Origin of the sequence: Pseudarthrobacter sp. NPDC092419, from assembly GCF_044755045.1 — a bacterium.
Lineage (GTDB): Bacteria > Actinomycetota > Actinomycetes > Actinomycetales > Micrococcaceae > Arthrobacter.
This window is the reverse complement of sequence record NZ_JBIVQF010000002.1, coordinates 267,019-290,214: the sequence shown is the minus strand read 5'-3', so window position 1 is coordinate 290,214 and position 23,196 is coordinate 267,019. Positions and strand designations below refer to the sequence as shown.

Annotated in this window: 22 protein-coding genes and 3 tRNA genes; 11 read left to right on the top strand and 14 right to left on the bottom strand. The window is 67.1% G+C overall.

Annotated elements, in window-relative coordinates:
• The 6 genes from ACIQC0_RS04735 to ACIQC0_RS04710 form a co-directional block, all read right to left on the bottom strand.
• Positions 1 to 192, bottom strand: coding sequence for a hypothetical protein (locus tag ACIQC0_RS04735; protein WP_377216813.1), 192 nt, complete (start codon positions 190 to 192; stop codon positions 1 to 3).
• The gene (locus ACIQC0_RS04730; RefSeq protein ID WP_377216812.1) at positions 189 to 659 is read right to left on the bottom strand and encodes an Asp23/Gls24 family envelope stress response protein; all 471 of its coding nucleotides are present in this window, start codon (positions 657 to 659) and stop codon (positions 189 to 191) included. The genes ACIQC0_RS04735 and ACIQC0_RS04730 overlap by 4 nt, the downstream gene beginning before the upstream one ends.
• A gap of 145 nt (positions 660 to 804) precedes the next feature.
• Positions 805 to 2,688, bottom strand: coding sequence for a BCCT family transporter (locus ACIQC0_RS04725; RefSeq protein ID WP_400532985.1), 1,884 nt, complete (start codon positions 2,686 to 2,688; stop codon positions 805 to 807).
• A 167-nt stretch (positions 2,689 to 2,855) separates the two neighbouring features.
• A tRNA-Phe gene (locus ACIQC0_RS04720) sits at positions 2,856 to 2,931 on the bottom strand.
• A gap of 48 nt (positions 2,932 to 2,979) precedes the next feature.
• Positions 2,980 to 3,053 (bottom strand) — tRNA-Asp (locus ACIQC0_RS04715).
• Between the two features lie 90 nt (positions 3,054 to 3,143).
• A tRNA-Glu gene (locus ACIQC0_RS04710) sits at positions 3,144 to 3,216 on the bottom strand.
• A gap of 166 nt (positions 3,217 to 3,382) precedes the next feature.
• On the opposite strand from ACIQC0_RS04710, the gene ACIQC0_RS04705 reads away from it, so the two are divergent.
• The 4 genes from ACIQC0_RS04705 (at position 3,383) to ACIQC0_RS04690 (ending at position 6,872) form a co-directional block, all read left to right on the top strand.
• Positions 3,383 to 4,405 carry a PHP domain-containing protein gene (locus tag ACIQC0_RS04705; RefSeq protein WP_400532983.1) on the top strand — a complete coding sequence of 341 codons (1,023 nt, stop codon included), beginning with the start codon at positions 3,383 to 3,385 and terminating at the stop codon, positions 4,403 to 4,405.
• Between the two features lie 106 nt (positions 4,406 to 4,511).
• Positions 4,512 to 5,471, top strand: coding sequence for a DMT family transporter (locus ACIQC0_RS04700; RefSeq protein ID WP_400532981.1), 960 nt, complete (start codon positions 4,512 to 4,514; stop codon positions 5,469 to 5,471).
• A gap of 9 nt (positions 5,472 to 5,480) precedes the next feature.
• Positions 5,481 to 5,942 (top strand): metallopeptidase family protein, encoded by a 462-nt coding sequence (locus tag ACIQC0_RS04695; protein WP_400532979.1) that lies wholly within the window; start codon positions 5,481 to 5,483, stop codon positions 5,940 to 5,942.
• 9 nt (positions 5,943 to 5,951) lie between these two features.
• Positions 5,952 to 6,872, top strand: a complete 921-nt coding sequence (locus ACIQC0_RS04690; protein WP_400532977.1) for a cation diffusion facilitator family transporter — start codon at positions 5,952 to 5,954, stop codon at positions 6,870 to 6,872.
• A 2-nt stretch (positions 6,873 to 6,874) separates the two neighbouring features.
• On the opposite strand, the gene ACIQC0_RS04685 is transcribed toward ACIQC0_RS04690, so the two are convergent.
• On the bottom strand, positions 6,875 to 7,912 hold the full coding sequence (locus ACIQC0_RS04685; RefSeq protein ID WP_400532975.1) for a universal stress protein: 1,038 nt from the start codon (positions 7,910 to 7,912) through the stop codon (positions 6,875 to 6,877).
• A gap of 280 nt (positions 7,913 to 8,192) precedes the next feature.
• Between ACIQC0_RS04685 and ACIQC0_RS04680 the strand changes: the two genes are divergently transcribed.
• The gene (locus ACIQC0_RS04680) at positions 8,193 to 8,813 is read left to right on the top strand and encodes an FAD-dependent monooxygenase (RefSeq protein WP_400533272.1); all 621 of its coding nucleotides are present in this window, start codon (positions 8,193 to 8,195) and stop codon (positions 8,811 to 8,813) included.
• A gap of 7 nt (positions 8,814 to 8,820) precedes the next feature.
• On the opposite strand, the gene ACIQC0_RS04675 is transcribed toward ACIQC0_RS04680, so the two are convergent.
• Positions 8,821 to 9,420, bottom strand: a complete 600-nt coding sequence (locus ACIQC0_RS04675; RefSeq protein WP_400532973.1) for a copper resistance protein CopC — start codon at positions 9,418 to 9,420, stop codon at positions 8,821 to 8,823.
• 133 nt (positions 9,421 to 9,553) lie between these two features.
• Here ACIQC0_RS04675 and ACIQC0_RS04670 point away from each other — a divergent pair, with 133 nt between their 5' ends.
• On the top strand, positions 9,554 to 10,993 hold the full coding sequence (locus ACIQC0_RS04670) for an NCS2 family permease (RefSeq protein WP_377216804.1): 1,440 nt from the start codon (positions 9,554 to 9,556) through the stop codon (positions 10,991 to 10,993).
• Positions 10,994 to 10,997: 4 nt separating this feature from the next.
• On the opposite strand, the gene ACIQC0_RS04665 is transcribed toward ACIQC0_RS04670, so the two are convergent.
• A complete protein-coding gene (locus ACIQC0_RS04665) occupies positions 10,998 to 12,302 on the bottom strand; it encodes a cation:proton antiporter (protein WP_400532970.1) in 1,305 nt (434 codons plus the stop codon).
• Positions 12,303 to 12,432: 130 nt separating this feature from the next.
• Here ACIQC0_RS04665 and hutG point away from each other — a divergent pair, with 130 nt between their 5' ends.
• The gene (gene hutG / locus ACIQC0_RS04660) at positions 12,433 to 13,392 is read left to right on the top strand and encodes a formimidoylglutamase (protein WP_400532968.1); all 960 of its coding nucleotides are present in this window, start codon (positions 12,433 to 12,435) and stop codon (positions 13,390 to 13,392) included.
• Between the two features lie 5 nt (positions 13,393 to 13,397).
• Here hutG and ACIQC0_RS04655 read toward each other — a convergent pair whose 3' ends face one another.
• Both ACIQC0_RS04655 and ACIQC0_RS04650 read right to left on the bottom strand, forming a co-directional pair.
• Entirely contained in the window at positions 13,398 to 14,066 is a 669-nt protein-coding gene (locus tag ACIQC0_RS04655; RefSeq protein ID WP_400532966.1) for a response regulator, read from the bottom strand.
• Entirely contained in the window at positions 14,063 to 15,637 is a 1,575-nt protein-coding gene (locus ACIQC0_RS04650) for an ATP-binding protein (protein ID WP_400533270.1), read from the bottom strand. The genes ACIQC0_RS04655 and ACIQC0_RS04650 overlap by 4 nt, the downstream gene beginning before the upstream one ends.
• Before the next feature lie 255 nt (positions 15,638 to 15,892).
• Here ACIQC0_RS04650 and ACIQC0_RS04645 point away from each other — a divergent pair, with 255 nt between their 5' ends.
• From ACIQC0_RS04645 to ACIQC0_RS04630, 4 genes are read left to right on the top strand one after another with little or no spacing between them, the layout of a single operon-like run.
• Positions 15,893 to 16,897, top strand: a complete 1,005-nt coding sequence (locus ACIQC0_RS04645; RefSeq protein WP_377216800.1) for a Bug family tripartite tricarboxylate transporter substrate binding protein — start codon at positions 15,893 to 15,895, stop codon at positions 16,895 to 16,897.
• Positions 16,894 to 17,397, top strand: a complete 504-nt coding sequence (locus ACIQC0_RS04640; protein WP_377216799.1) for a tripartite tricarboxylate transporter TctB family protein — start codon at positions 16,894 to 16,896, stop codon at positions 17,395 to 17,397. The genes ACIQC0_RS04645 and ACIQC0_RS04640 overlap by 4 nt, the downstream gene beginning before the upstream one ends.
• Positions 17,397 to 18,935: a tripartite tricarboxylate transporter permease gene (locus ACIQC0_RS04635; RefSeq protein ID WP_400532963.1), complete on the top strand. Its 1,539-nt coding sequence runs from the start codon at positions 17,397 to 17,399 to the stop codon at positions 18,933 to 18,935. Before ACIQC0_RS04640 ends, ACIQC0_RS04635 begins: the two co-directional genes overlap by 1 nt.
• A gap of 30 nt (positions 18,936 to 18,965) precedes the next feature.
• A complete protein-coding gene (locus ACIQC0_RS04630; protein ID WP_377216797.1) occupies positions 18,966 to 19,355 on the top strand; it encodes a universal stress protein in 390 nt (129 codons plus the stop codon).
• A 72-nt stretch (positions 19,356 to 19,427) separates the two neighbouring features.
• Here the strand turns inward: ACIQC0_RS04630 and ACIQC0_RS04625 are convergent, their stop codons facing one another.
• From ACIQC0_RS04625 to ACIQC0_RS04615, 3 genes are all read right to left on the bottom strand, one after another.
• The gene (locus tag ACIQC0_RS04625) at positions 19,428 to 19,664 is read right to left on the bottom strand and encodes a hypothetical protein (RefSeq protein ID WP_377216796.1); all 237 of its coding nucleotides are present in this window, start codon (positions 19,662 to 19,664) and stop codon (positions 19,428 to 19,430) included.
• Positions 19,665 to 19,824: 160 nt separating this feature from the next.
• Positions 19,825 to 21,417: a histidine ammonia-lyase gene (hutH, locus tag ACIQC0_RS04620; RefSeq protein WP_400532961.1), complete on the bottom strand. Its 1,593-nt coding sequence runs from the start codon at positions 21,415 to 21,417 to the stop codon at positions 19,825 to 19,827.
• An 8-nt stretch (positions 21,418 to 21,425) separates the two neighbouring features.
• Positions 21,426 to 23,144: a urocanate hydratase gene (locus tag ACIQC0_RS04615; RefSeq protein ID WP_400532959.1), complete on the bottom strand. Its 1,719-nt coding sequence runs from the start codon at positions 23,142 to 23,144 to the stop codon at positions 21,426 to 21,428.
• Positions 23,145 to 23,196: the final 52 nt, after the last annotated feature.

Below are 23,196 nucleotides of genomic sequence, written 5' to 3'. Positions count from 1 at the left end.
TCATGACGATGAGCGGCGGCCGATGATTGCGTCCACGACCCCGCGGAGGTCCAGCTTCCCCTCGGCGGCGCGTCCCAGCAGCGCACCAATGGCCATGAACAGGAGTGACACCAGGAAGCCCCACAGCCCGAATTCCAGCGACATGAACGCGACGAAGGCTCCAACGGCCGCGCCCGCAATGGTGAGGTTCACAGGAGCGCCTCCCGCTCGCCCGGTGCCGCAGTGACTGGTTTGACCGGTGGCGGCACATACACATCGGTTATTTCCACATTGACCTCGATGACCTGGAGGCCCACCAGCTCCTCCACGGCCCGGTAAACGGCTGCTCGAACCTGGTCGGCCAGGGAGTGCAGCGGTGTGCCGTAGCTGGCCACCAGTTCGATGTCCACGGCCACCTGGGTTTCGCCGACTTCGGCGTGGATGCCGGCCGCGTGGTCCGAGCTCCCTACTGCGTCCCGAATGGCGCCGAGCGCCCGGGAAGGGCCTGAGCCCAGCGAATGCACGCCCGGGACCGAACGGGCCGCAATGCCTGCCACTTTGGCGACGGCAGGTTCAGAAATAACGGTCCGGCCCAGGCCTGGTGTCTGCTGCGGCACCGGCAGGGGTGCGGCGGCTTCAAGGATGTCCCCGGGTACGGGTTGTGGGTTCTGGTATTCCATCAGGCACTCCCCTTCTGTTGTTTCCACCCTATCCCTCCGTTACCGCCGTGGTCAGGCGAAGCACCGGAGAAAACTGCCGGACACGGAAGGGGGGGCACGTTCCCTTACGAACGTGCCCCTCCCCTTTTGATTGCTCCTAAGCCGGTCAGCCCAAGGTGCGCCTGCCGTCAGCCGAAGTGCGGCCGGCGGACGCGTCCCGCGGATCCGCTGCCGGGGATGACGCGGCCGTGGCCTGCTCCGGCAGTTCGCCGGTGGCCAGCATCTCGGACAGCTGCGCCTCAACAGCCTCTGCCACCTGGTCCTGAACCTGCCCCGCCAGGTGTTCCTGGTAGTGCTCCTGGACGGAGTCGTGCATCGTGTCCTGCATGGTGTCCTGGACGTGCTCGGTCACATGGGCGGTTACCTGGTCCCGCGCGAGCTTCCGCTGCGCACGCATCAGGGCTTCATGCTCGCCGTGGAACGCTTTGGCGGTCGCGATGCACATCAGGATGAGCACCACGCTGAACGGCACCGCCGTCAGGATGGCGGCCGTTTGGATCGCCGTCAGTCCATCGGCCAGCAGCAGTGCGATGGCAACACCGGCCGCGGAAAGGGCCCAGAACACGCGCAGCCAATTCCGCGGCTCCACGTCGCCGCCGGTGGAGATCATTCCCATGACCAGGGCGCCGGAGTCGGCCGAGGTGATGAAGAAAATGGCGATGAGCAGGATGGCACCGACCATCAACAGGGTTCCGGCCGGGAGGCTGCCCAGGAGGTCGAACAGTGCACCCTCGGTGTCCACCGTTCCGTCCTCGCCGATGAGTCCGCCGCCGCCAAACAGTTCGCGGTAAATGGCGGCCCCGCCAAGGACGGAGAACCACAGGAAACCGACACTAGTGGGGACCAGGAGGACGCCGGCCACAAACTGGCGGACGGTGCGGCCCTTGGAAATGCGGGCGATGAAGATGCCGACGAAGGGTGCCCAGGAGATCCACCAGCCCCAATAGAAGGTGGTCCATGCCGCCTGCCAGGCTTCACCTTCCGCGCCGGAGTAGGCCAGCGTGTTAAAGGTCAGGCCGACGACGTTCTGCAGGTAGTGGCCCAGGGACTGGACGAACTCGCGCAACAGGAAGAGCGTGGGGCCGGTGAACAGAACCACCAGCATCAGCAGCCCGGCGAGCACCAGGTTGATGTTCGAGAGCCACTTCATGCCCTTGCCCACGCCGGACACCACGGAAACAATGGTGAGCGTGATGATGCACAGGATCAGGCCGATCTGCGTCATGGTGGTCGCTTCGAGGATGTTGGCCTGGTCCAAGCCGGCGGATATCTGCAGGACACCGAGACCCAGCGAGGTGGCCACGCCGAAGAGCGTGCCCACCAGGGCAACGACGTCGATCAGGTTGCCCCAGCCGCCGGCTACGCGCTTCTTGCCCAGGAGCGGTTCCAGTGTCCACCGGATGGAGATGGGCCGGCCCTTGCGGTGCACGGCATACGCGATGGAGACGCCCACCACCACGTAGATGGCCCAGGCGTGCAGTCCCCAGTGGAGGTAGGTCTGGGTCATGGCCTGCTGGGCCAGGACCATCGGGGAACCCTCTACGCCGGGGCGCGGTGCGGCGAAGTGGTTCAGCGGCTCCGCCACGCCAAAGAACACCAGGCCGATGCCCATGCCCGCGGCGAAAAGCAGGGCGAACCACGACATGACCGAAAACTCGGGTTCATCGTCGTCCTTGCCGAGCTTGATGTCACCGTAGCGGCTGAGCCCGATCCAGAGGGAGAACACCACAAACAGTGCGATCGCCGCGACGTAGTACCAGCCGAACCACTGGATGACGTTGCCCTGGATGGTACCGAAGACGTCCGTGGCTGATGCCGGGAACAGGATGGCGAAGAGGACGAAGACGATGATTGCGGCAGCTGCGGGCCAAAAGACCCATCTTGCGAGGTATTGCCCTTTCGTTCCGGGCGGTTGGTCCGCCCCTTGGTTCAAGGCCGGTGGCGCTCCCTGTGGTTGGCTGATGGTCCGTTTGCCTGGTGTGGCGGACATTCCCAGTTTCTCCTTATGCGCTGTGCAACGCTCAGACTTCTCTTGGTCTTAGTCTCGAGCCTGCAACTCTACGGAACCGGCGGGTAGCCCGGTCTTCCGATTTTAAATGCAGAAATGCAGGCTCCAACGAAGAAAAGCACCAGTTCCGAAGAACTGGTGCTTCCCAGTGGTGGCTCCGACCGGCGTCGATCCGGTGACCTTTCGATTTTCAGTCGAACGCTCTACCAACTGAGCTACAGAGCCTAGGTGACTAGTCACCGTGATGGCCGGAATTGCTTCCAACAATCAGAGCGACCCTGACGGGACTTGAACCCGCGACCTCCGCCGTGACAGGGCGGCGCGCTAACCAACTGCGCTACAGGGCCTTGCGTTTCTTGCTTTGCAGTATCTCTACCGCGTTTTTCAAGGCTTCCAGCCTACCAGACTTTTTCAGCCTGGTTGACCAGTTCCTTGCGTACCCCCAACGGGATTCGAACCCGTGCCGCCGCCGTGAAAGGGCGGTGTCCTAGGCCGCTAGACGATGGGGGCCAGAACCTGTCCGGAACAAAGAAAAAGGCTTCCAGCCGGGGCTTTCCGTCTTTGTCCTTGGCGTTTCTCCGAACTGGACTCTAAAACTATAGGGCCTGGGCGCGCATTAACCAAAATCGGGGCAGGATCCCGCCCGGACGGGCCATTTGCGGGTGAAGATGGACCCATGGATGCTGTTGCAGCTCTCAATGAGATTGCTTTCTGGCTGGAGCGCGGACGCGCCGCCACCTTCAAGGTCCAGGCTTTCCGCAAGGCGGCCGCGGCCATCAGCGGCCTGCCGCCGGAGGAGGTCCGGGCGCGGGCGGTGTCCGGCCGGCTGAAGTCCATGAAGGGAATCGGCGACCGGACGTTCCAGGTGATCCGGCAGGCGGTGGAAGGGAATGTCCCGGAATACCTGGCGGACCTGCGGGAGAAGGGCGCCAAGCCGCTGGCCGCCGGCGGCGCGGAGCTTTCCCGGCAGCTGCGCGGCGACCTGCACAGCCACAGCGAATGGTCCGACGGCGGCTCCCCCATCGAGGTGATGCTCGCCGCCGCTGCGGTGCTGGGGAGAGAGTATGTCGCGTTGACGGACCATTCACCCAACCTGACCATCGCCAACGGCCTCTCGGCCGAACGCCTGAACGAACAACTGGACGTGGTGGCCGCCCTCAACGGCGGGGACGGCACCGGGCCCACGCTGTTGAGCGGCATCGAGGTGGACATCCTGGAGTCCGGCGAGCTGGACCAGGACCCTGCGTTGCTCGACCGGCTGGACGTCGTGGTGGCCAGCGTCCATTCCAAGCTCCGGGCGGATACGAAAACCATGACCCGGCGGATGCTGGGCGGCATCCGCGCCCCGCACACCAACGTGCTGGGACACTGCACCGGACGGCTGGTGGAAGGATCCAGGGGTACCCGGCCACCGTCGGACTTTGACGCCCGCGTTGTGTTCGCCGCCTGCGCCGAACACAACGTGGCGGTGGAGATCAATTCCCGGCCCGAGCGCCAGGACCCGCCGGACGCACTGATCCAGCTGGCACTTGAGGCCGGGTGCCTGTTCTCGATCGACAGCGACGCCCACGCGCCCGGCCAGCTGGACTTCCTCCAGTACGGGGCGGAACGGGCCGAACGGAACGGCGTGCCGGCCGAACGGATCGTGACCACCTGGCCCGTTGACCGCCTCTTGGAGTGGACAGCCACCAAACGCTAAGCCTGCTCCCACCGGGCACCGTCCGCTGACGCTTTTGGCAGGATCTTGCCCTGACATGGCCGATTTCCGCCAGACCGATGGCGCCCACCGAAGCTAGATTGATTTCATGCCCCCGATCACGCACGTTGCCCGTCCCGCCGCTGCCCGCCCCGCGCCCGGCCGCACCAAAGCCCTGGGCGTCGCCGCGATGGTGGTGACGGTGGTGTTGTGGGCCTCCGCGTTCGTGGGGATCCGGGCCGTTGGCCCGCACTTCTCCCCCGGCTCCCTGACCCTGGGCAGGCTGGCGATTGCCGCCGTCGTACTCGCTGTCCTGGTGGTGCCCCAACTGCTCAGGAGCCGCCTGCTGCCGCAGGGGCGCGAATGGCTGCCCATCCTGGCCTACGGCGTGATGTGGTTCGGCGGGTACAACGTGGCGCTGAACGCTGCCGAACACGTCCTGGATGCCGGCACCAGCGCCTTGCTCATCAACGTCAATCCCATCCTGGTGGCCATCATGGCGGGCTTATTCCTCAAGGAAGGCTTTCCACGTTGGCTGCTGATCGGCAGCACCGTGGCTTTCGCGGGGGTAGCGCTGATTGCCTTTGGCTCCGCGCGGCCGGCCGCGGACGGGGAAAGCACGACGGCGGATGTTGCAGGCGTGGCGCTTTGCCTCCTGGCCGCCGTGCTCGCCGCAGTCAGCGTCATCATCCAGAAACCGGTGCTGCGGAAGTTCCCCGCGGCGCAGGCCACCTGGTTCGGCATCCTGGTGGGGGCGCTGTGCTGCCTGCCGTTCGCGGGCCAACTGGTGGCGGAGGTGCAGGCAGCTCCCCCCGCGGCTACCGGCGGGCTGGTGTACCTCGGGATCTTCCCCACCGCGATCGCGTTCACCACCTGGGCGTATGCCCTCTCCCTGGTGGACGCCGGCAAGCTGGCGGTGACCACATACCTGGTTCCCGGCACCACCATCCTGATTTCGTGGCTCCTGTTGGCCGAAGTTCCCGGCGAGTGGGCCCTGGCGGGCGGTGTGGTGTGCCTGGTGGGGGTAGCGCTGACCCGGCGGCGGAGCGGTACCGGCGTACGGCGCTAGAGTCGGGGTATGCGAGCAAGCCTGCCTCCCGGACAGCCCAGCGTTCCAGGAATGCCCAACGTTCCCGGCGGTCCACACGAACCGTGGAAACCAGGCGGCGCCGGCTTCAGCATGTCCGCGGACGAGTTCGAAGCGGCCGTCAGCGATGCCCTCGACTCCATCCCGCCGCGGCTGGCCCGCGCCATGGACAACGTGGCAGTGTTCATCGAGGACCGCTACGTTCCGCACCCGGGCGAAGATCCTGAAACCTCGCTGTTGGGCCTCTACGAGGGCGTACCGCTGACAGAACGCGACTCGTGGTGGGGTGCAGGGTCCCTGCCGGACCGGATCACCATCTACCGCGAGGCCATCCTGGACATCTGCGCTTCGCGGGACGAAGTTATCCATGAGGTAGCGGTGACCGTGGTCCACGAAGTCGCCCACCATTTTGGCATCGACGACGACCGGCTGCATGAGCTGGGCTGGGGCTAGCCTGTAGGCATGGGACACGACCACGGCCACGTATCGGGATTGACTGCCGCCGGGCGGCACCGCAAGCGTCTGCTCGCCGTCCTGGCGATCACGCTGGCCGTCGTGCTGGTCCAGGCCGTGGGCGCCGGCCTGTCCGGCTCGCTGTCCCTGCTGGCGGATGCGGGCCACATGCTCTCCGACGCCGCCGGAGTCACCATCGCGCTACTCGCCGCATGGATCGCAGGACGCCCGGCCAGCGACCAGCGCACCTACGGCTACCAGCGCGCCGAAGTGCTCGCCGCGCTCGCCAACGCCCTCGTCCTCATCACGATCTCGGTGGTGATCTTCACCGAGGCCCTCCGCCGCATCGGTTCCGCCCCGGACGTCCAGACGGACATCATGCTCTTCGCCGCCATACTGGGCGCCGCCGCCAATATCGCTTCCCTGCTGATCCTGCGCGGCGCCCACCAGGAGAGCCTGAATGTCCGCGGCGCCTACCTGGAGGTACTGGGGGACCTTCTGGGCTCCCTCGCGGTAATCGCGGCGGCGGTGATCATTATGCTCACGGGCTTCAACGCGGCGGACACCATCGCGTCCGTGCTGATCGCGCTGATGATCCTGCCCCGCGCCTGGCACCTGCTGCGGGATGTGGTGGACGTCCTGCTGGAAGCCAGCCCCAGAGGGGTGGAAGTGCAGATGATCCGCGAGCACATCCTCTCGGTGGAGGGTGTGACGGACGTGCACGACATCCACATCTGGACCATCACCTCAGGTGTTCCGGTGTTTTCAGCCCACGTGGTGGTGGAGGACGGGGTGCTCAACGCCCGCGGCGCGGACCAGCTCCTCGACAAACTGGTGGTATGCCTGGGGACGCACTTCGACACGGACCACTGCACGTTCCAGCTGGAGCCGGCCAGCCACTCCGAGCACGAATCGCGACAGCACGCCTGACGTCAGTCGTTGCCCAGGACGGGGCCGAACCGGGCCCGGTCGGCCAGGCGGGCGTCCTCGCGGTCCGGGACCACCATGACAGGGCCTTTTGCGTGGTGCAGGACGCCGCCCGACGTCGAACCGAGAAGCATCCCCGTGAAGCCGCCGCGGCCGCGCGTTCCCAGCACCACGAGCTCCACATGCCGGCTGGCCTCGACCAGCACGTCCACAGGCGACCCGTCCTTCAGTTCCCCTTCGATGCGGAGGTTCGGGAAGTGGCTGCGCAACCACGCCATCCCGGCGTCGAGCGTGACCTGGATGTCATCGAACAGGGCCTTGCGGTCCATGGGAGCGGGAACCCATGCCAGGGACCCGCTGTATTGCGGCACCGCACAAACCACCCGCAGCGATGCGCCGAGCCGTTCAGCCTGCTCCGCAGCTTCCAGCAGGGCAACGCGCGCCTGCTCAGAGCCGTCCACGCCCGCCACCACGACGTTTTCGACCAGTTTGTGGCCTTCCTGTGCCTGCTCGGCGCGGATCCGCCGGTCCTCGGTGGTTTCGCCCAGCCGGTCCGAGCAGACCAGCGGCACCGTGACCGTGGGGCATTTCGCGTGGGCGGGCAGGGCACTGCTCACGGATCCGAGGAGCCTCCCGACGAACCCGCCGCGGCCTCGCGTGCCGAAAACCAGCAGCTCAGCGGTTTCCGACATCTCCAGGAGGACCCCTGAAGCGTCTCCGTTTTCCACTGATGAGGTGACCTCGATGTCGTAGCCCATCACCTTCTCAACGGCCTGCCGGACGATGGCCTCGGCGCCCTCGCGGATCACCGAATCGTCCACTGTGGCGTAGCCGCCGTCCAGCCCGGAGGCAGCGAAGATGGGCACCGAGTAGGCACTGACGATATGAAGCGGCCGACGGCGGCGCTGGGCTTCGCGGGCGGCCCACACAAGGGCGCATTGGCCATGTTCAGAGCCGTCCACGCCGACCACGACACCCCGCGGGGCTATGGGAACGGCTACGTCCTCCCACCGGGGGTCCGGCTGCGATTCTCCTGCGCCCATGGCCGCCTCCTTGCTGTGCCTGATGATGCCGCTATTCTGCCAGAAAGCGAGGGCCGCGGCGCCGTTTTACCTGCGGAAAGGCTTTTCTGAGAGGGGACTATCCAGCACGCCAAATGTTCTGTAGTCTTCTGGACATTGTTGATCCGGCCGCCCGCCCATTCCGTGTCTCCGGGCTGCGCGGCAACGTGCTGCGGCCGGACTTTTGGGGTGACGGAACGCGCGCCGGCAACGATGCCGGCACCTGCCGAAACGTCGAAGGAGCGAACCTGTAGTGTCAAGCATGCCTGGGGATGCCGGTACTGAACAGACCACCACCGTCATTGTTGGCGCTGGCCTCCCGGGCCTGGCGGTAGCGGCGGAGCTGCGCCGCCGTGGCGTGCCCGCCATCGTGGTGGACGGCCTGGACCCGCACAGCACCTCCCGACACCCGGCCACGGGGTCCCAGCAGCGCTGCGACGCGCCGGACTCGGAGACCCTCCGCGAACGCAACGAGATCCTGCGGCACCTGCGCAATTACGCGACCAGCCACGACGTGGACATCCGCAGCATCCGGGCCGTGCAGCTGGCCCGCACGGTACCCACGCACGGCACGGGCGCCCCTGCATGGGAGGTCCACACTTCGGCGGGCGTCCTGATGGCGCAGCAGGTGGTCCTCACCCGCTGCGCGCAAAGCCAGCTCCGGCGGATGGTCAGCGAACTTGATCTCATTGCCGGGGGAAACCCGGCCGCTGCCATGCGCGCCGTGGGCATCTACCTGGTGGGAGTGGGCGAACTCATCACCCCGTCCCCCAAGGACGTCCTCCGCCAGGCCAAGACAGTGGGGCAGGCCATCTCCGCCCAGGTCAATCCGGGCAGTGAGGCCTGTCCGCCCACGGCCAGCCTGGCGATGCTCCCCTGCTAGGAAGCGGCTACTCCCCTCCGGCGCCGAGGCGGCGGCGGGCCAGGAAGGCGAGGGTGGCCAGCAGCCCGACTGCCACTGCAGCGAAGATGACGATGCTCCACTGGAACGGCTGCCCGTCGCCGGCAGGTTCCGGCTCAGAGGTGACGCCCGGCTGGGGCGTGGTGATGGCCGGAACTGAAGCGGCCGCCGTCGTACTTCCGGACGGTGCGGTACTTCCGGAGGCCGCGCCGGCAGCGGTGAAACTGAATGTGCCCTCGATGGGGTGCGAATCCGAACTGACCACCCGCCACGCCACCGTGTATTTACCTGCGGGGCCGCCGTTCTTCAGCTTTTGCGTGGCCACGTTGTCCACGATCTCCACCGGGCCGTCGGCCCACTCGGCACCCGAGGCGTCCTTGACCGAGAAGGAGGCGCCGATGCCCAGCGGTTTCTGGCTGAACGTCACCGAAACCCGGTCAGGCGGAGCCGGCACCGCGGCCCCCTGGGCCGGGCTGCTGGACTCGGCAGCGTCGTGTGCGGAGGCTGGGCCGGCCAACCCCAGCAGGGCGGCGGCGAAGACGGCCAGGCCGAGCAGGAAGCCCGGCAGGCGACGGCGGAAAGAACCCATGGGTGCTTTGTTCCTTAGTATCAGCGGCCCAACAGACGGTGTTGGCTTGCTAACAGACTAGGCGAATTTGCGGCGTGGCCTGTCGCTGCGCCCGTAGGATTCTGGTATCCCCACCCAATTCCCCGGAGGACTAATGCTTAAGCAAGGCTCTGCCCTGGACCGGTATTTCATGATCACGGAACGCGGCTCCAACCTCTCCCGCGAGATCCGCGGCGGCTTCGCCACTTTCTTCGCCATGAGCTACATCGTGGTGCTGAACCCGTTGATCCTTTCCGGCCCCGACTCCGCCGGCACCACGCTGGGCTTCACCGCCGTTGCCGCCGTGACCGCCTTCGTGGCCGGCATCCTGACCATCCTCATGGGGGCGTGGGCCAAGCATCCCTTCGCGCTGGCCACGGGGCTGGGCGTCAACGCGTTCGTTGCCGTCACTGTAGCCACCAACCCGGGATTGACCTGGCCGGACATGATGGGCCTGGTGGTGATCTCCGGCGTCACCATGCTGATCCTGGTCCTCACCGGGTTCCGGACCGCGGTGTTCAAGGCCGTCCCGGACGGGCTCAAGACGGCGATCGTGGTGGGCATTGGCTTGTTCATCGCGTTGATCGGCCTGGTCAATGCCGGGTTCGTCCGCCGCATCCCGGATGTTGCCGGGACCACCGTCCCCGTGGGACTGGGCTTCGACGGCAAGCTGCTGGGCTGGCCCACCGCCGTGTTCGTGTTCGGTCTGGTCCTGACCATCGCCCTCGTGGTGCGCAAGGTCAAGGGCGCCATCCTGATCGGCATTATCACCTCCACCGTGATCTCCGTGATCCTGGAACTGACGCTCAAGATCGGCCCCAGCTTCGACGGCAAGACCTACAACCCCGAGGGCTGGTCCCTGGTGGCCCCCACGTTCAGCGGCTGGGCCGCTCCGGACCTCTCCCTGATCGGCAAGGCGAACCCTTTCGGCGCGTTTGAGCACCTGGGCTTCGTGGCGGCCACGCTGCTGGCGTTCGTTATCCTGCTCAGCATTTTCTTCGACGCCATGGGCACCATGGTGGGCCTGGCCAACGAGGCCGGCACGGTGGACGAGCACGGCAACATCCCGAACGTGGACCGCGTCCTGCAGGTGGACGCGCTGGGTGCCATCGCCGGCGGCGGGGCGTCCGTCTCCTCCAACCAGATCTACGTGGAAGCCGGCGCCGGCATCGGCGAGGGTGCCCGCACCGGTGTCGCCTCGATCGTCACCGGAATGCTGTTCCTCGTGGCCATGTTCTTCACCCCGCTGATCAACCTGGTGCCGTTCGAGGCTGTGGCCCCCGCCCTGGTGGTGGTGGGCTTCATGATGGTGTCCCAGGTGGGCAAGATCGACTGGCAGGACTGGGGCATCGCCATCCCGGCGTTCCTGACGTTCACGCTGATGCCGTTCACCTATTCGATCGCCAACGGCCTGGGTGCCGGCTTCATTGCGTACGTGCTGATCCGCACCGTGCAGGGACGCGCCAAGGACATCCACCCTCTGATGTGGGCCGTGGCCGGTGCCTTCCTGCTGTTCTTCGCCGTGGGGCCCATCGAGGCCGCCCTCGGCATGTAGCCGGCTATACCGGGGTGTTGGGCGCGAGCCCCTCATCCCCGGCAACTGCGCGGGCCTTCCGGGCCCGGAGCCGGTCCAGCCGGTTCATCAGGGGTGAGGTGGTGGCGCCGTGGATCACGATCGACAGCGCCACCACCAGGCCCACGAAGGACCACAGCCACTCCTCCTGGCCGCCGAACTCCCCCTTGCCCAGCGCGTAGGAGAGATAGTAAAGCGAGCCGATGCCGCGGATGCCGAAGAAGGACAGCGCGATCCGTTCCCGCGGCCCGGTCTTGCCGCCCAGCAGCCCCAGCCAGCCGGCCAGCGGGCGCACCAGCAACAGGAACGCCAGGGCGACCAGCAGTTCGGTCCAGCCGATCCCGGCGAGCAGCCCGCGGGCGATCGCGCCGCCCAGCAGGACCAGGATCACCACGGTCATCAGACGTTCCAGTTGCTCCACGTAGGAATGCAGCACGCCGTGGTAGTCGTGGGTGTGTTCGGCGGCCCGGATGGTGACGGCACAGACAAAGACGGCGATGAAACCGTACCCCTCCACCATTTCGGCCAGGCCGTACGCCAGGAACGTGGCTGCCAGCGCCACGAAACCCTCCGCGTGGTTGGACAGCCTCAGGCTCTCCTTCCGGGCGGAGAAGAACATCCGGGCCAGCAGCTTGCCGGTGAGGAATCCCAGCAGCAGCCCGATGGCCAGGCGCCAGAGCACGTCCACGCCGAACCACTGCGGGAACCAGGCTGCCGGCGACGATCCCACGATGCTGATGGCTATCGCCAGGTAGACGAACGGGAAAGCCAGGCCGTCATTCAGACCGGCCTCGGATGTCAGCCCGAACCGGACCTCGTCCTCCTTGTCTGCGCTTTCCTCCTCATCCGCAGGCTCCCCCACCTGGACTTCAGAGGCGAGGACGGGGTCGGTGGGGGCCAGGCTGGCCGCCACCAGCAGGGCCGCCCCCAGGCCGAGGCCCAGGAACCAGAGGCCAAGCAGCGTGAGGAGGATGATGCACAGCGGCATCGCCACGCCCAGCAGCCGCCACGTAGTAGCCCAGCGCTTCCGCCCCGCAGGCCGGTCCAGCGCCAGGCCTGCACCCATCAGCGAAATGATGACGCACACTTCGGTAAGGTGCACCACGAAGTCCTGGTGGGCCAGCGGATCAGGGTCCGGCAGCGAGGGAATCAGCGCAAAAGCCGCCATTCCGGCGCCCAGGAACACCATGGGCATGGAAAAGGGCATGTTGCGCAATAACTTGGGCAGCACGGCAGCAATAAACACAGCCAGGCCTGCTGCGGCAAAGACAATGCTGGGGGCTTCAAACACGGGGGCGTCCTCCGGCGTCGGGTTGCTCAACCTTAGCCCGTGCCGCTCGCCCGGCGGATGTTCTTGGATTCCAGACAAGCCGACGGCGGCGCTGCTGGTTTTTGTCCGGCCCGTTTGGTGAGCTTGGACCATGCCAGCCGTGAACCCCGCCGTCGACACCCCGCCCCAGCCCTGGACAGGAAGGAACGACGGCGACGCTGCCGCCCACCGCCGCTGGTGGCAGGCGGTGCAGCCCTACTCCGGACCGGCGGAAGCCACGACGTCGCAGGCCGCCAGGCCGGCTGCCCTGCTGGGCTTCGCGAGCGATGAAGGCGTGCGCCGGAACAAGGGCCGGCAGGGTGCAGCCGCTGCGCCAGCCGCAATCCGCGCAGCGCTGGGCCCCCTCGCCTTCCACCTGGACAGGGCCGTGTCCGACGCCGGCGACGTCACCGTCACCGGCGGGTCCCTGGAGGACGGCCAGGAGCGGGCGGGCCGCGCCGTCGCTGCCATGCTCGACGCCGGACACCTCACCGTGGTGCTCGGCGGCGGCCACGAAACCGCGTTCGCCAGCTACCTCGGGGTCGCCGCCTCCGCAGGCGTTCAGGGCGGCCGCCGGCTGGGCATCCTGAACCTTGACGCGCACTTCGACCTGCGCGACGAGCCGGTCCCGAGTTCCGGCACCCCGTTCCTCCAGATGGCCCGCGCAGAAGCCGCCGCCGGCCGCGAACTCCGGTACGCCGTCGTCGGAATCTCCGAACCCAACAACACCCGCGCGCTCTTTGACACCGCAGATGAGCTGGCCGTGCAGTACCTCCTGGACGAAGACTGCAGCGCGGAGCGCACCGAGGCCTTTGTGGCTGGCTTCCTGGCGGACATCGACGTGCTGTACCTGACGATCGACCTGGACGTGCTGCCCGCATCGGTGGCCCCCGGCGTCAGCGCCCCCGCCGCCTACGGCGTGCCGCTGCCGGTGATCAGCGCCGTGTGCCGCCAGGTGGCCGCCAGCGGAAAGCTGCTGCACCTGGACGTGGCGGAGCTGAACCCGGAATTCGACCTCGACGCCCGGACCGCGAAGGTGGCCGCGCGGCTGCTGAACACGCTGCTGCGCTGACGCTGCTACCGCCCCTTGACCACGTAGCGGCGCTCCGGGCGTCCTACCCCGTATTTCAGCCGCACGTCCAGCGCCCCCTCATCATGCAGGTATTCGAGGTAGCGGCGGGCGCTCACCCGGGATGTTCCCAGTTGCTCGGCAACCTCGGCCGCGGACAGGTCACCCGGAGCCGTGGCCAGTGCCGCCTCCACCAGCTTCAGGGTCTCGGCGCTGCAGCCCTTCGGCAGCGGACGCTCCACCCGGTCCAGCCCGAAAACACGGTTGACATCAGACTGTTCCGCCACGTCCTTGGCCAAGTCCAGGCCCTGGTAGGCGCTCCGGTAATGCTCCAGCCGCTCCTGCAGGTCCGCCTGCGAGAAGGGCTTGATCAGATAATGGACGATGCCGCCGCGCAGCGCCCTCCGCACCGTCTCCACCTCGCGGGCCGCGCTGATCACCAGCACGTCCAGCTCCGGTGCGACCTCCCGCAGCCGGTGCATGAGGTCCAGGCCGTTGATGTCAGGCAGATGGATGTCCAGCAGCACCAGGTCCGGCTGCAGCCGCTCGGTTTCGGCGATGGCCTGGGCACCGGTGTGCGCGGCTCCCACCACCGCGAACCCCGGGGTCCGTTGGATAAAGCCGGCATGCACCTTGGCAACCATGAAATCGTCGTCAACGATCAGTACCTTGATCATCCTGCTGTCTTCCTGGTGAAGCGGGCAGTGAATACTGCCCCGTCGTTGTTGGCCACAGTGAGGTCGCCGCCGGAACGCCGGCAAACCACCCTGGACAGGGCCAGGCCAAAGCCGCGGCCGCCGTCGCGTCCGGAGTCCTTGGTGCTGAAGCCCTGCCGGAAGATATCCTCTTCCGCCCCGGCCGGCACGCCCGGCCCGGTGTCCCGGACCGTCACGGTGACCTGCTCCCCATCGTCGGCCACCAGCACCCTGACGGCCGCGTGCGGAAGTCCCGTGACGGCGTCGAACGCGTTGTCCACCAGGTTCCCCACCACCGTGGCGAGGTCCCGCGAGAGCTCATCGCTCACCGGGCCAAGGCGGGAGTCCGGGTTGAGCTGGAGCTGCACCCCGCGTTCAGTGGCGAGACTGGATTTGGCGATCAGGAGAGCGGCGAGCGCGGGGTCGTGGATGCGGCTGGTGACCTCATCATTGAGCCTGGTGCGGTCCACCGTGGCACCGTTGACGAACTGGACCACCGAATCGTAGTCACCGATCTGGATCAGCCCTGAAATGACGTGCAGCTGGTTGGCGAATTCGTGCGCCTGGGCCCGGAGCGTGTCCGTGGCCGTGCGCGTGGCACCGAGTTCGCGCTCCAGGGAGGACAGCTCGGTTCGATCACGGAGGGTGGTGACGGAACCGATCTGCCGGCCGCGCGAACTGATCGGTACCCGGTTCAGCACCACCAGCCGCTCCCCTACCAGCACGAGCTGGTCCGGGTCCGGCTGGTCGCGCGTCAGCACCGTCTTCAGCGCAGGGTCCACCGGAAGCGAGCCCAGGCTCCTGCCAACACAGTCGGCCGGCAGGCCCAGCAGGGCCCGGGCACTGTCGTTGGCCACCGTGATGCGCTCATTGAGGTCCAGCGCCACCACTCCCTCCTTCAAGCCGCGAAGCATGGCCTCCCGGTTTTCCACCAGGCCGGTGATCTCGCTGGGTTCCATGCCGAGCGTCTGCCGCTTGACGCGCCGGGAGAGCAGCAGGGATCCTGCCACGCCGAGCACGCTGGCAACGCCAAGGTACGTCAGGAGGTTGGGAACGGCGCCGACCAGCCGCTCCATGACGGTGGGAAAGTTCCGGCTAATGGAGGCGATGCCGATCATCTCGCCGGCGTCGTTGAGAACCGGCACGTGCGCGGAGAGGATATCGGTGCGGTTCCCGCCCACCACGCCGGTCCACGCCCTGCCTTCCATGACCCGGCTGGGGCCCAGCTCCAGCTGCCGGCCCAGCAGGTTGGGATCGGAAGACGCGACGACGGTACGGTCCGCCCGCGCGAGCGTCACCTGCGCGGACCCGGAGACAGTGCGGACGGACTCCGCCACGGCCGGCAGCGCCGATCCGGTTCGCGGCTCGGCATCGGGCAGGAGGGCGCGGACCGTCGGGTTGTTGCCCAGGGCTTCTGCGGCGGAAAGTGCCCTTCGCCCTTCCACTCGTTCAAAGGTGGCGGCGGACTGGGCCAGGGAAATGGCCACCACGCCCACCAGTACGGCCAGCACGATGAGCAGCTGCAGCACCAGGTACTGTCCGGCCAGGGACATCCCTCTTCGTCGAGTCACTGGTGTTGGTTCCTTAGGGTGGATCGCAGGCTCCCGGCCTCCGGCGCGGGTACCGGAACTATACCGCAGGGCCGCCTCGGGGGCGCCTCCGCACTCCCATGCAGGAGCCCGCCCGGCGTGAACGCAATGAACTTAACTTTCTCTGCGTACACAAGAGTGACCGGCATCACGGCCGAACCTAGCATCGGACATACCCGTTCAGCAGTGCTGACCAGTTTTACGAGAAGAGGAAATACCATGCGCCAGATCCGCGCATTGCGAGTTGCCGCCGTTGCCGCCGGCATCGCCCTGATGGCCACCGGCTGCGGTGCCACCGGCAAGACTTCCGGTTCCGAAAGCACCGGCGCCGCCGGGCCGATCACCAAGCTCCAGATCATGGTTCCCAACACCCCCGGCGGCGGTTACGACACCACCGCCCGAGCCGCCGCGAAGGTCCTCGACGACGAGAAGATCGCCACCAACACCGAGGTCTTCAACCTCGCAGGTGCCGGTGGCACCGTGGGCCTGGCCCGCGTGGTCAACGAGAAGGGCAACGGCGACCTGGCCATGCTCATGGGTCTGGGCGTTGTGGGCGCCAGCTACACCAACAAGTCCGAGTCCAAGCTGACCGAGACCACCCCGCTGGCCCGCCTCATCGAAGAGCCCGGCGCCATCATGGTGGGCAAGGACTCCCCGTTCAAGACCATTGATGACCTGGTGAAGGCCTGGAAGGCTGATCCCGGCTCCATCGCCGTCGGTGGCGGCTCGTCCCCCGGCGGTCCGGACCACCTCCTGCCGATGCAGCTGGCCGGCGCGGTGGGCATTGACGCCACCAAGGTCAACTTCGTGTCCTACGACGGCGGCGGCGACCTGCTGCCCGCAATCCTCGGCAACAAGCTAGGGTTCGCCGCCTCCGGCGCGGGCGAGTACCTGCAGCAGATCAAGTCCGGCGAAGTCCGCGTCCTTGCCACCAGCGGCGAAGAGCGACTGGAAGGTGTTGACGCCCCGACGCTGAAGGAATCCAACATCGACCTGGTGTTCACCAACTGGCGCGGCGTCGTGGCTCCTCCGGGCATCAGCGACGAGGACAAGGCGTCCCTGATCGCCGCCCTGGAGAAGATGCACGGCACGGAGGCATGGAAGGAAACCCTGAAGACCCACAGCTGGACTGATGCGTTCATCACCGGTGACGAGTTCGAGACCTTCCTCTCCGAGCAGGACCAGCGGGTGGAGGACGTCCTGACGAAACTGGGCCTGGCGTGAGCTCTTTGGCTGCCAGCCTCAAAGGCCGCGCCGAGCTGGGGGTAGCCCTCCTGCTCGGCGCAGCCGGCGTCCTGGTCTTCCTGGACGCAAACGGACTGGTCGCCCCGTACTCCCAGTCCGACCCGGTGGGGCCCAAGACCGTTCCCTTCATCGTGGCCGGCATGCTGGTGGCCTGCGCTGTCCTCCTTGCCCTCAACGTCCTCCGCGGCGGCCAGGGCGAGGCGGAGGGCGGTGAGGACGTGGATCTTACCCACCCAGCGGACTGGAAGACCGTGCTGCCGCTGGCCGGCGCGTTTATCCTCAACATCCTGCTGATCGACTGGGCGGGCTGGGTGGTTTCCGGGACCGTGCTGTTCTGGGGCAGCGTGCTGGCGCTGGGCAGCCGCCGCTACGTCCGCGACGGACTCATCTCCGTGGCACTGTCGCTCCTGACCTTCTACGGCTTCTACCTCGGCCTGGGCATCGCGCTCCCGGCCGGACTCCTGGAAGGAGTCCTCTGATGGACATCTGGTCCTCCCTGATGGACGGTTTCGCCACCGCCCTGACCCCCATGAACCTCCTGTACGCCATGATCGGCGTGATCCTCGGAACCGCCGTCGGCGTTCTTCCCGGGCTTGGCCCCGCCATGACCGTAGCGCTCCTGCTCCCGGTGACGTACGCGCTCGAACCCACCAGCGCCTTCATCATGTTTGCCGGCATCTACTACGGCGGCATGTACGGCGGTTCCACCACCTCGATCCTGCTGAACACGCCGGGCGAATCGTCCTCCGTCGTCACCGCCATTGAGGGCAACAAAATGGCAAAGGCGGGCCGTGCGGCACAGGCGCTGGCGACGGCGGCCATCGGCTCGTTCGTCGCCGGCACCATCGGCACGGCGCTCCTCGCCGTGTTCGCGCCCGTGGTGGTCCAGTTCGCCGTGAGCCTGGGTGCGCCCAGCTACTTCGCGATCATGATCCTGGCGCTCCTGGCCGTCACCGCCGTGCTGGGCAACTCGCGGCTCCGCGGTTTCGCGTCACTGTCCCTGGGCCTTGCCATCGGCCTGGTAGGCATGGATTCTGTCACCGGCCAGCGGCGGCTCACCTTCGGCCAGCCGCTGCTCGCTGACGGGCTGGACATCGTGGTGGTGGCCGTAGCCATCTTCGCGGTGGGCGAAGCCCTCTGGGTGGCAGCGCACCTGCGCCGCACGCCCCTCCATGTCATTCCCGTAGGCCGGCCCTGGATGGGCAGGAAGGACTGGGGCCGGTCGTGGAAGCCGTGGCTGCGCGGTACCGCCTTCGGCTTCCCCTTCGGCGCCCTGCCGGCCGGCGGCGCGGAGATCCCCACATTCCTGTCCTACGTGACCGAGAAGCGGCTGAGCAAGCATCCCGAGGAGTTCGGCAAGGGCGCCATCGAAGGCGTGGCCGGTCCGGAAGCGGCCAACAACGCCGCTGCCGCCGGAACACTGACCCCCATGCTGGCCCTGGGCCTGCCCACCAATGCGACGGCCGCCGTCATGCTTGCCGCATTCACCACCTACGGCATCCAGCCCGGACCCCAGCTGTTCTCCAGCCAGGGACCGCTGGTGTGGGCGCTGATCGCCAGCCTCTTCATCGGCAACCTGCTGCTCCTGCTGATCAACCTTCCCATGGCGCCGCTGTGGGCCAAGCTCCTGCAGCTGCCCCGGCCTTACCTTTACGCGGGCATCCTGTTCTTCGCCACCTTGGGCGCCTACTCAGTGAACCTGCAGGCGTTCGACCTGGTGATCCTCCTGCTGCTCGGCGCGCTGGGCTTCATGATGCGGCGGTTCGGCCTGCCGGTCCTGCCGCTGGTCCTGGGCGTCATCCTTGGCCCCCGCATCGAAGGGCAGCTGCGGAAGACCCTCCAGCTCAGCGCCGGAGACCCGGCAGGGCTGTTCAGTGAGCCGATCGCCGTCGTGGTTTATATCCTCGTGGGGCTCATTCTGCTCTGGCCGCTGCTCTTCCGGCTGGTACGGCGGAAGCGTCCGGCGAAGGAATCCCGGGTGCCCGCCAATTCCGGCGCAGCTGACTACAGCGACTAAGCAACCCCACCCCACACCAAAGGAGACATCATGACCATCGTGGTGGGATACGTCCCGACCCCGGAAGGCGAAGCCGCCCTCACCCAGGCCATCGCAGAAGCGAAGAGGAGCAGCACCACCCTCCTGGTGATCAATTCCTCCAAGGGAGACGCCCTGGTGGACAACCGCTACGCACAGGAGCCGGAGATCCAGTCCATCGAGGACCGGTTGGCCATCCAGGGCGTGGACCATGTCATCCGGCAGCCGGTGCGCGGCCACGATGCCGCCGCCGAGGTCCTGGACGCCGCAGAGGAACATGACGCGCAGCTCATCGTGATCGGGCTGCGCCGCCGGACCCCCGTGGGGAAACTGATCCTGGGCAGTGTCTCCCAGCGCATCCTCCTCGAAGCCGACTGCCCGGTGCTGGCCGTCAAGGCCTGAACACCGGCCTTGGTTAAGAACAGGATCCCCGTCCGCTGCAGCGGACGGGGATCCTGTTCTTAAGGGGTTTTGCTAGCTGCGACGCACCTGCACACCGTCAGATTTAAGGAAGAGCTGCTTTTCAGCCGGACCGGCGGGGACGAGCCACAGCACGTTTCCGCTCTGCGAGACCTCCTCCACCTCCCCGGCTGCCACCACATGCGCATGCTTGATGATCTCGACGCGGTCACCGGGCTGGAAGGTCTTCCAGTCGGATACCGTGGCGGAGTGGGCATGGCGCCTCGACAGGACTGCCCCACGTGCTTTCATTTGAACTTCTACCCCTTTGTATACGTCCGTGCCACAGCGTCTTTGATGTGACTTTCACTACATCTTCAGTTCTACTACAATTCCGGACCTCCGGATGACCAACGCGGCGTTAATTCCGCCCTTTGGACAGGAAGGGTCGGGAACTGAAGATCCTTCGCGCTCAGGCGAGGGTTCCGACGGCGGATTCGGCCGCCCGGACCACCTCACCGGAGTCAACCAGCAGGTCAGCCGCTTCCAGTTCCGGGGAAAGGAACCGGTCAGTGCCAGGGCCCTCCACCACGTCCCGCAGAGCCGCCACGATGGCGGTGCCCGCGGGACCCGGGGTGAGGACACCGCCGGAAAGCTGGGTTCGGATGTCCAGGGCGCGGGCCGACGTCACCAGTTCAATGGCCAGCACCCGGCGCAGGTTCCGTACTGCCTTGCGCAGCTTCCTGGCGGCGTGCCAGCCCATGGACACGTGGTCCTCCTGCATGGCGGAGCTTGGAATGGAGTCCACCGACGCCGGCACCGCGAGCCGCTTGTTGTCCGACACCAGTCCGGCCTGCGTGTACTGCGCAATCATGAGTCCGGAATCGACACCCGGGTCCGATGCCAGGAAGGCCGGGAGTCCGTGCGAGCGGGCGGGATCCAGCATGCGGTCCGTCCGCCGTTCGGCAATGGAGCTCAGGTCCGCCACGGCAATGGCCAGGAAGTCCAGGACGTACGCCACGGGGGCTCCGTGGAAGTTGCCGTTGGAGCTGACCCGGCCGTCCGGGAGCACCACAGGATTATCGATGGCGGCGTCCAGCTCGCGGGACGCCACCAGCGCTGCATGGTCAAGGGTGTCCCTGACCGCCCCGGCAACCTGCGGCGCGCAGCGCAGCGAGTACGCGTCCTGGACCTTGGAGTCACCCACGCGGTGCGAGGCAACGATCGGCGAATCCGACAGCACGCGCAGCATGTTGTCCGCTGACGCGGCCTGGCCCGGGTGCGGGCGCAGGGCCGCGTGCAGCTCCGGCAGGAACACCTGGTCGGTGCCCAGCAGGGCCTCCACGCTGAGCGCGGCGGTGATGTCCGCCGTCGTCAGCAGTTTGCGGAGGTCCGCGATGGCCATCAGGAGCATGCCCAGCATGCCTTCGGTCCCGTTGACCAGTGCAAGCCCTTCCTTCTCGGCGAGCGTGACCGGCTCGATGCCGTGTTCCGCAAGCAGCTCAGCGACCGTCCGCTGTCCCCGCCCGCCGTACGTCACGCCGTCGGGCCCTTCCGCCTCGCCTTCACCCATGAGGACCAGGGCGCAGTGCGAGAGGGGCGCCAGGTCGCCGGAGCAGCCGAGCGAGCCGAACTCGCGGACCACGGGCGTGATGCCGGCGTTGAGGACGTCCACCATAGTCTGCAGGACCGCGGGGCGGACGCCGGTGCGGCCCGACGCGAGCGTCTTGGCGCGCAGGAACATGATGCCGCGGACCACTTCGCGTTCCACCGCCGGCCCCATGCCCGCGGCGTGGCTGCGGATCAGCGACTTCTGCAGCTGCGTGCGCAGCTCATGGGGGATGTGCCGGTTGGCCAGCGCACCGAATCCGGTGGAAATTCCGTAGGCGGGGACGTCGCTGGAGGCCAGCCCGTCGATGTGGGCGCGGACCTTCGCGACGGCGGCGAGGGCCTCCGGTGAGACGGTCACCTTGGCGTCGTGACGCGCGACGGCGACCACGTCCTCCGGCGTGACGCCGCTGGAGCCGAGGGTGACGGTCAGCGGTTCATGGGTAAGGGTTGTCATTTTGATTCCTACTTCTTTGCTTCTGCGGAATCTGCTGACTCCTGCATAGGGATGCGGACGCCGCGTTCCTTTGCGACCTCGAGGGCACGGTCGTAGCCGGCGTCGGCGTGGCGGATGACACCCATGCCGGGGTCGTTGGTGAGCAGGCGCTCGAGCTTCTCCGCGGCGAGGTCAGTACCGTCAGCCACCGAAACCTGGCCGGCGTGGATGGACCGGCCGATTCCAACGCCGCCGCCGTGGTGCAGGGACACCCAGGTGGCGCCCGAAGCGGTGTTGAGCAAGGCGTTCAGCATCGGCCAGTCGGCGATAGCGTCAGAACCGTCCGCCATGGCCTCCGTTTCACGGTACGGGGAGGCCACGGAACCGGAGTCCAGGTGGTCGCGGCCGATGACGATCGGAGCCTTGACCTTGCCTTCCTTGACCAGCTGGTTGAAGAGCAGGCCGGCCTTGGCGCGCTCGCCGTAGCCCAGCCAGCAGATGCGGGCGGGGAGACCTTCGAATTCCACGCGCTCACCGGCGGCGTCGATCCAGCGGTGCAGGTGCTTGTTCTCGGGGAACAGCTCCTTGATGGCCTTGTCCGTGACGGCGATGTCCTCAGGGTCGCCGGAGAGGGCAACCCAGCGGAACGGGCCCAGCCCTTCGCAGAAGAGCGGACGGATGTAGGCGGGAACGAAGCCGGGGAACTCGAAGGCCCGCTCGTAGCCGCCCTTGCGTGCTTCGTCGCGGATGGAGTTGCCGTAGTCGAAGACTTCGGCGCCGGAGTCCTGGAACTCGACCATCGCCTGGACGTGGCGGGCCATCGACGCCTGGGCCTTCTTGGTGAAGCCTTCGGGGTCGGCCTCGGCTTCGCGGTGCCATTCTTCCACCGTGATGCCCTCGGGGAGGTAGGACAGGGGATCGTGGGCGGAGGTCTGGTCGGTGACGATGTCCACCGTCAGCTCGCCGGCCCTGTGGCGGCGCAGAATTTCCGGGAATACCTCGGCTGCGTTGCCCACGTAGCCCACGGACCAGCCGCGGCGCTCTTCCTTGGCCTTCTGCACCTTGGCGATGGCGGCGTCGAGGTCGGTTTCCACCTCGTCCAGGTAGCGTTTGCCGGCCCGGCGGCGCAGGCGGGTCTCATCGACGTCAACAATCAGGCACGCGCCCTCGTTGAGGGTGACGGCGAGGGGCTGGGCGCCACCCATGCCGCCGCAGCCGCCGGTAAGCGTCAGGGTTCCCGCGAGGGTGCCATTGTCGTCGCCGGTGAGCTTGCGGGCAATCGCGGCGAAGGTTTCGAACGTTCCCTGCAGGATGCCCTGGGTGCCGATGTAGATCCAGGACCCGGCGGTCATCTGGCCGTACATCATCAGGCCCTCGGCCTCGAGGCGGCGGAACTCGGGCCAGTTGGCCCAGTCACCCACGAGGTTGGAGTTCGCCAGCAGCACCCGCGGAGCCCATTCGTTGGTGCGGAAGACGCCCACCGGCTTGCCCGACTGGACCAGGAGGGTTTCGTCCTTCTCCATGTTCTCCAGGGTTCGGGTGATGGCGTCGAATGCCGCCCAGGATCGGACGGCGCGGCCGGTGCCGCCGTAGACCACCAGGTCATCCGGACGCTCCGCGACCTCCGGATCCAGGTTGTTCATCAGCATGCGCAGAGGAGCTTCCGTCTGCCACGACTTGGCGGAGAGCTCGGTGCCGCGGGCTGCTTTGACCGGGCGGGCCCCGGTGGTGAAATCGGCGGGTGCCATGGTGGCTCCTTTGTAGTTTGGTAGAAGAAGTTCTGTATCTACTAAAGCTCCA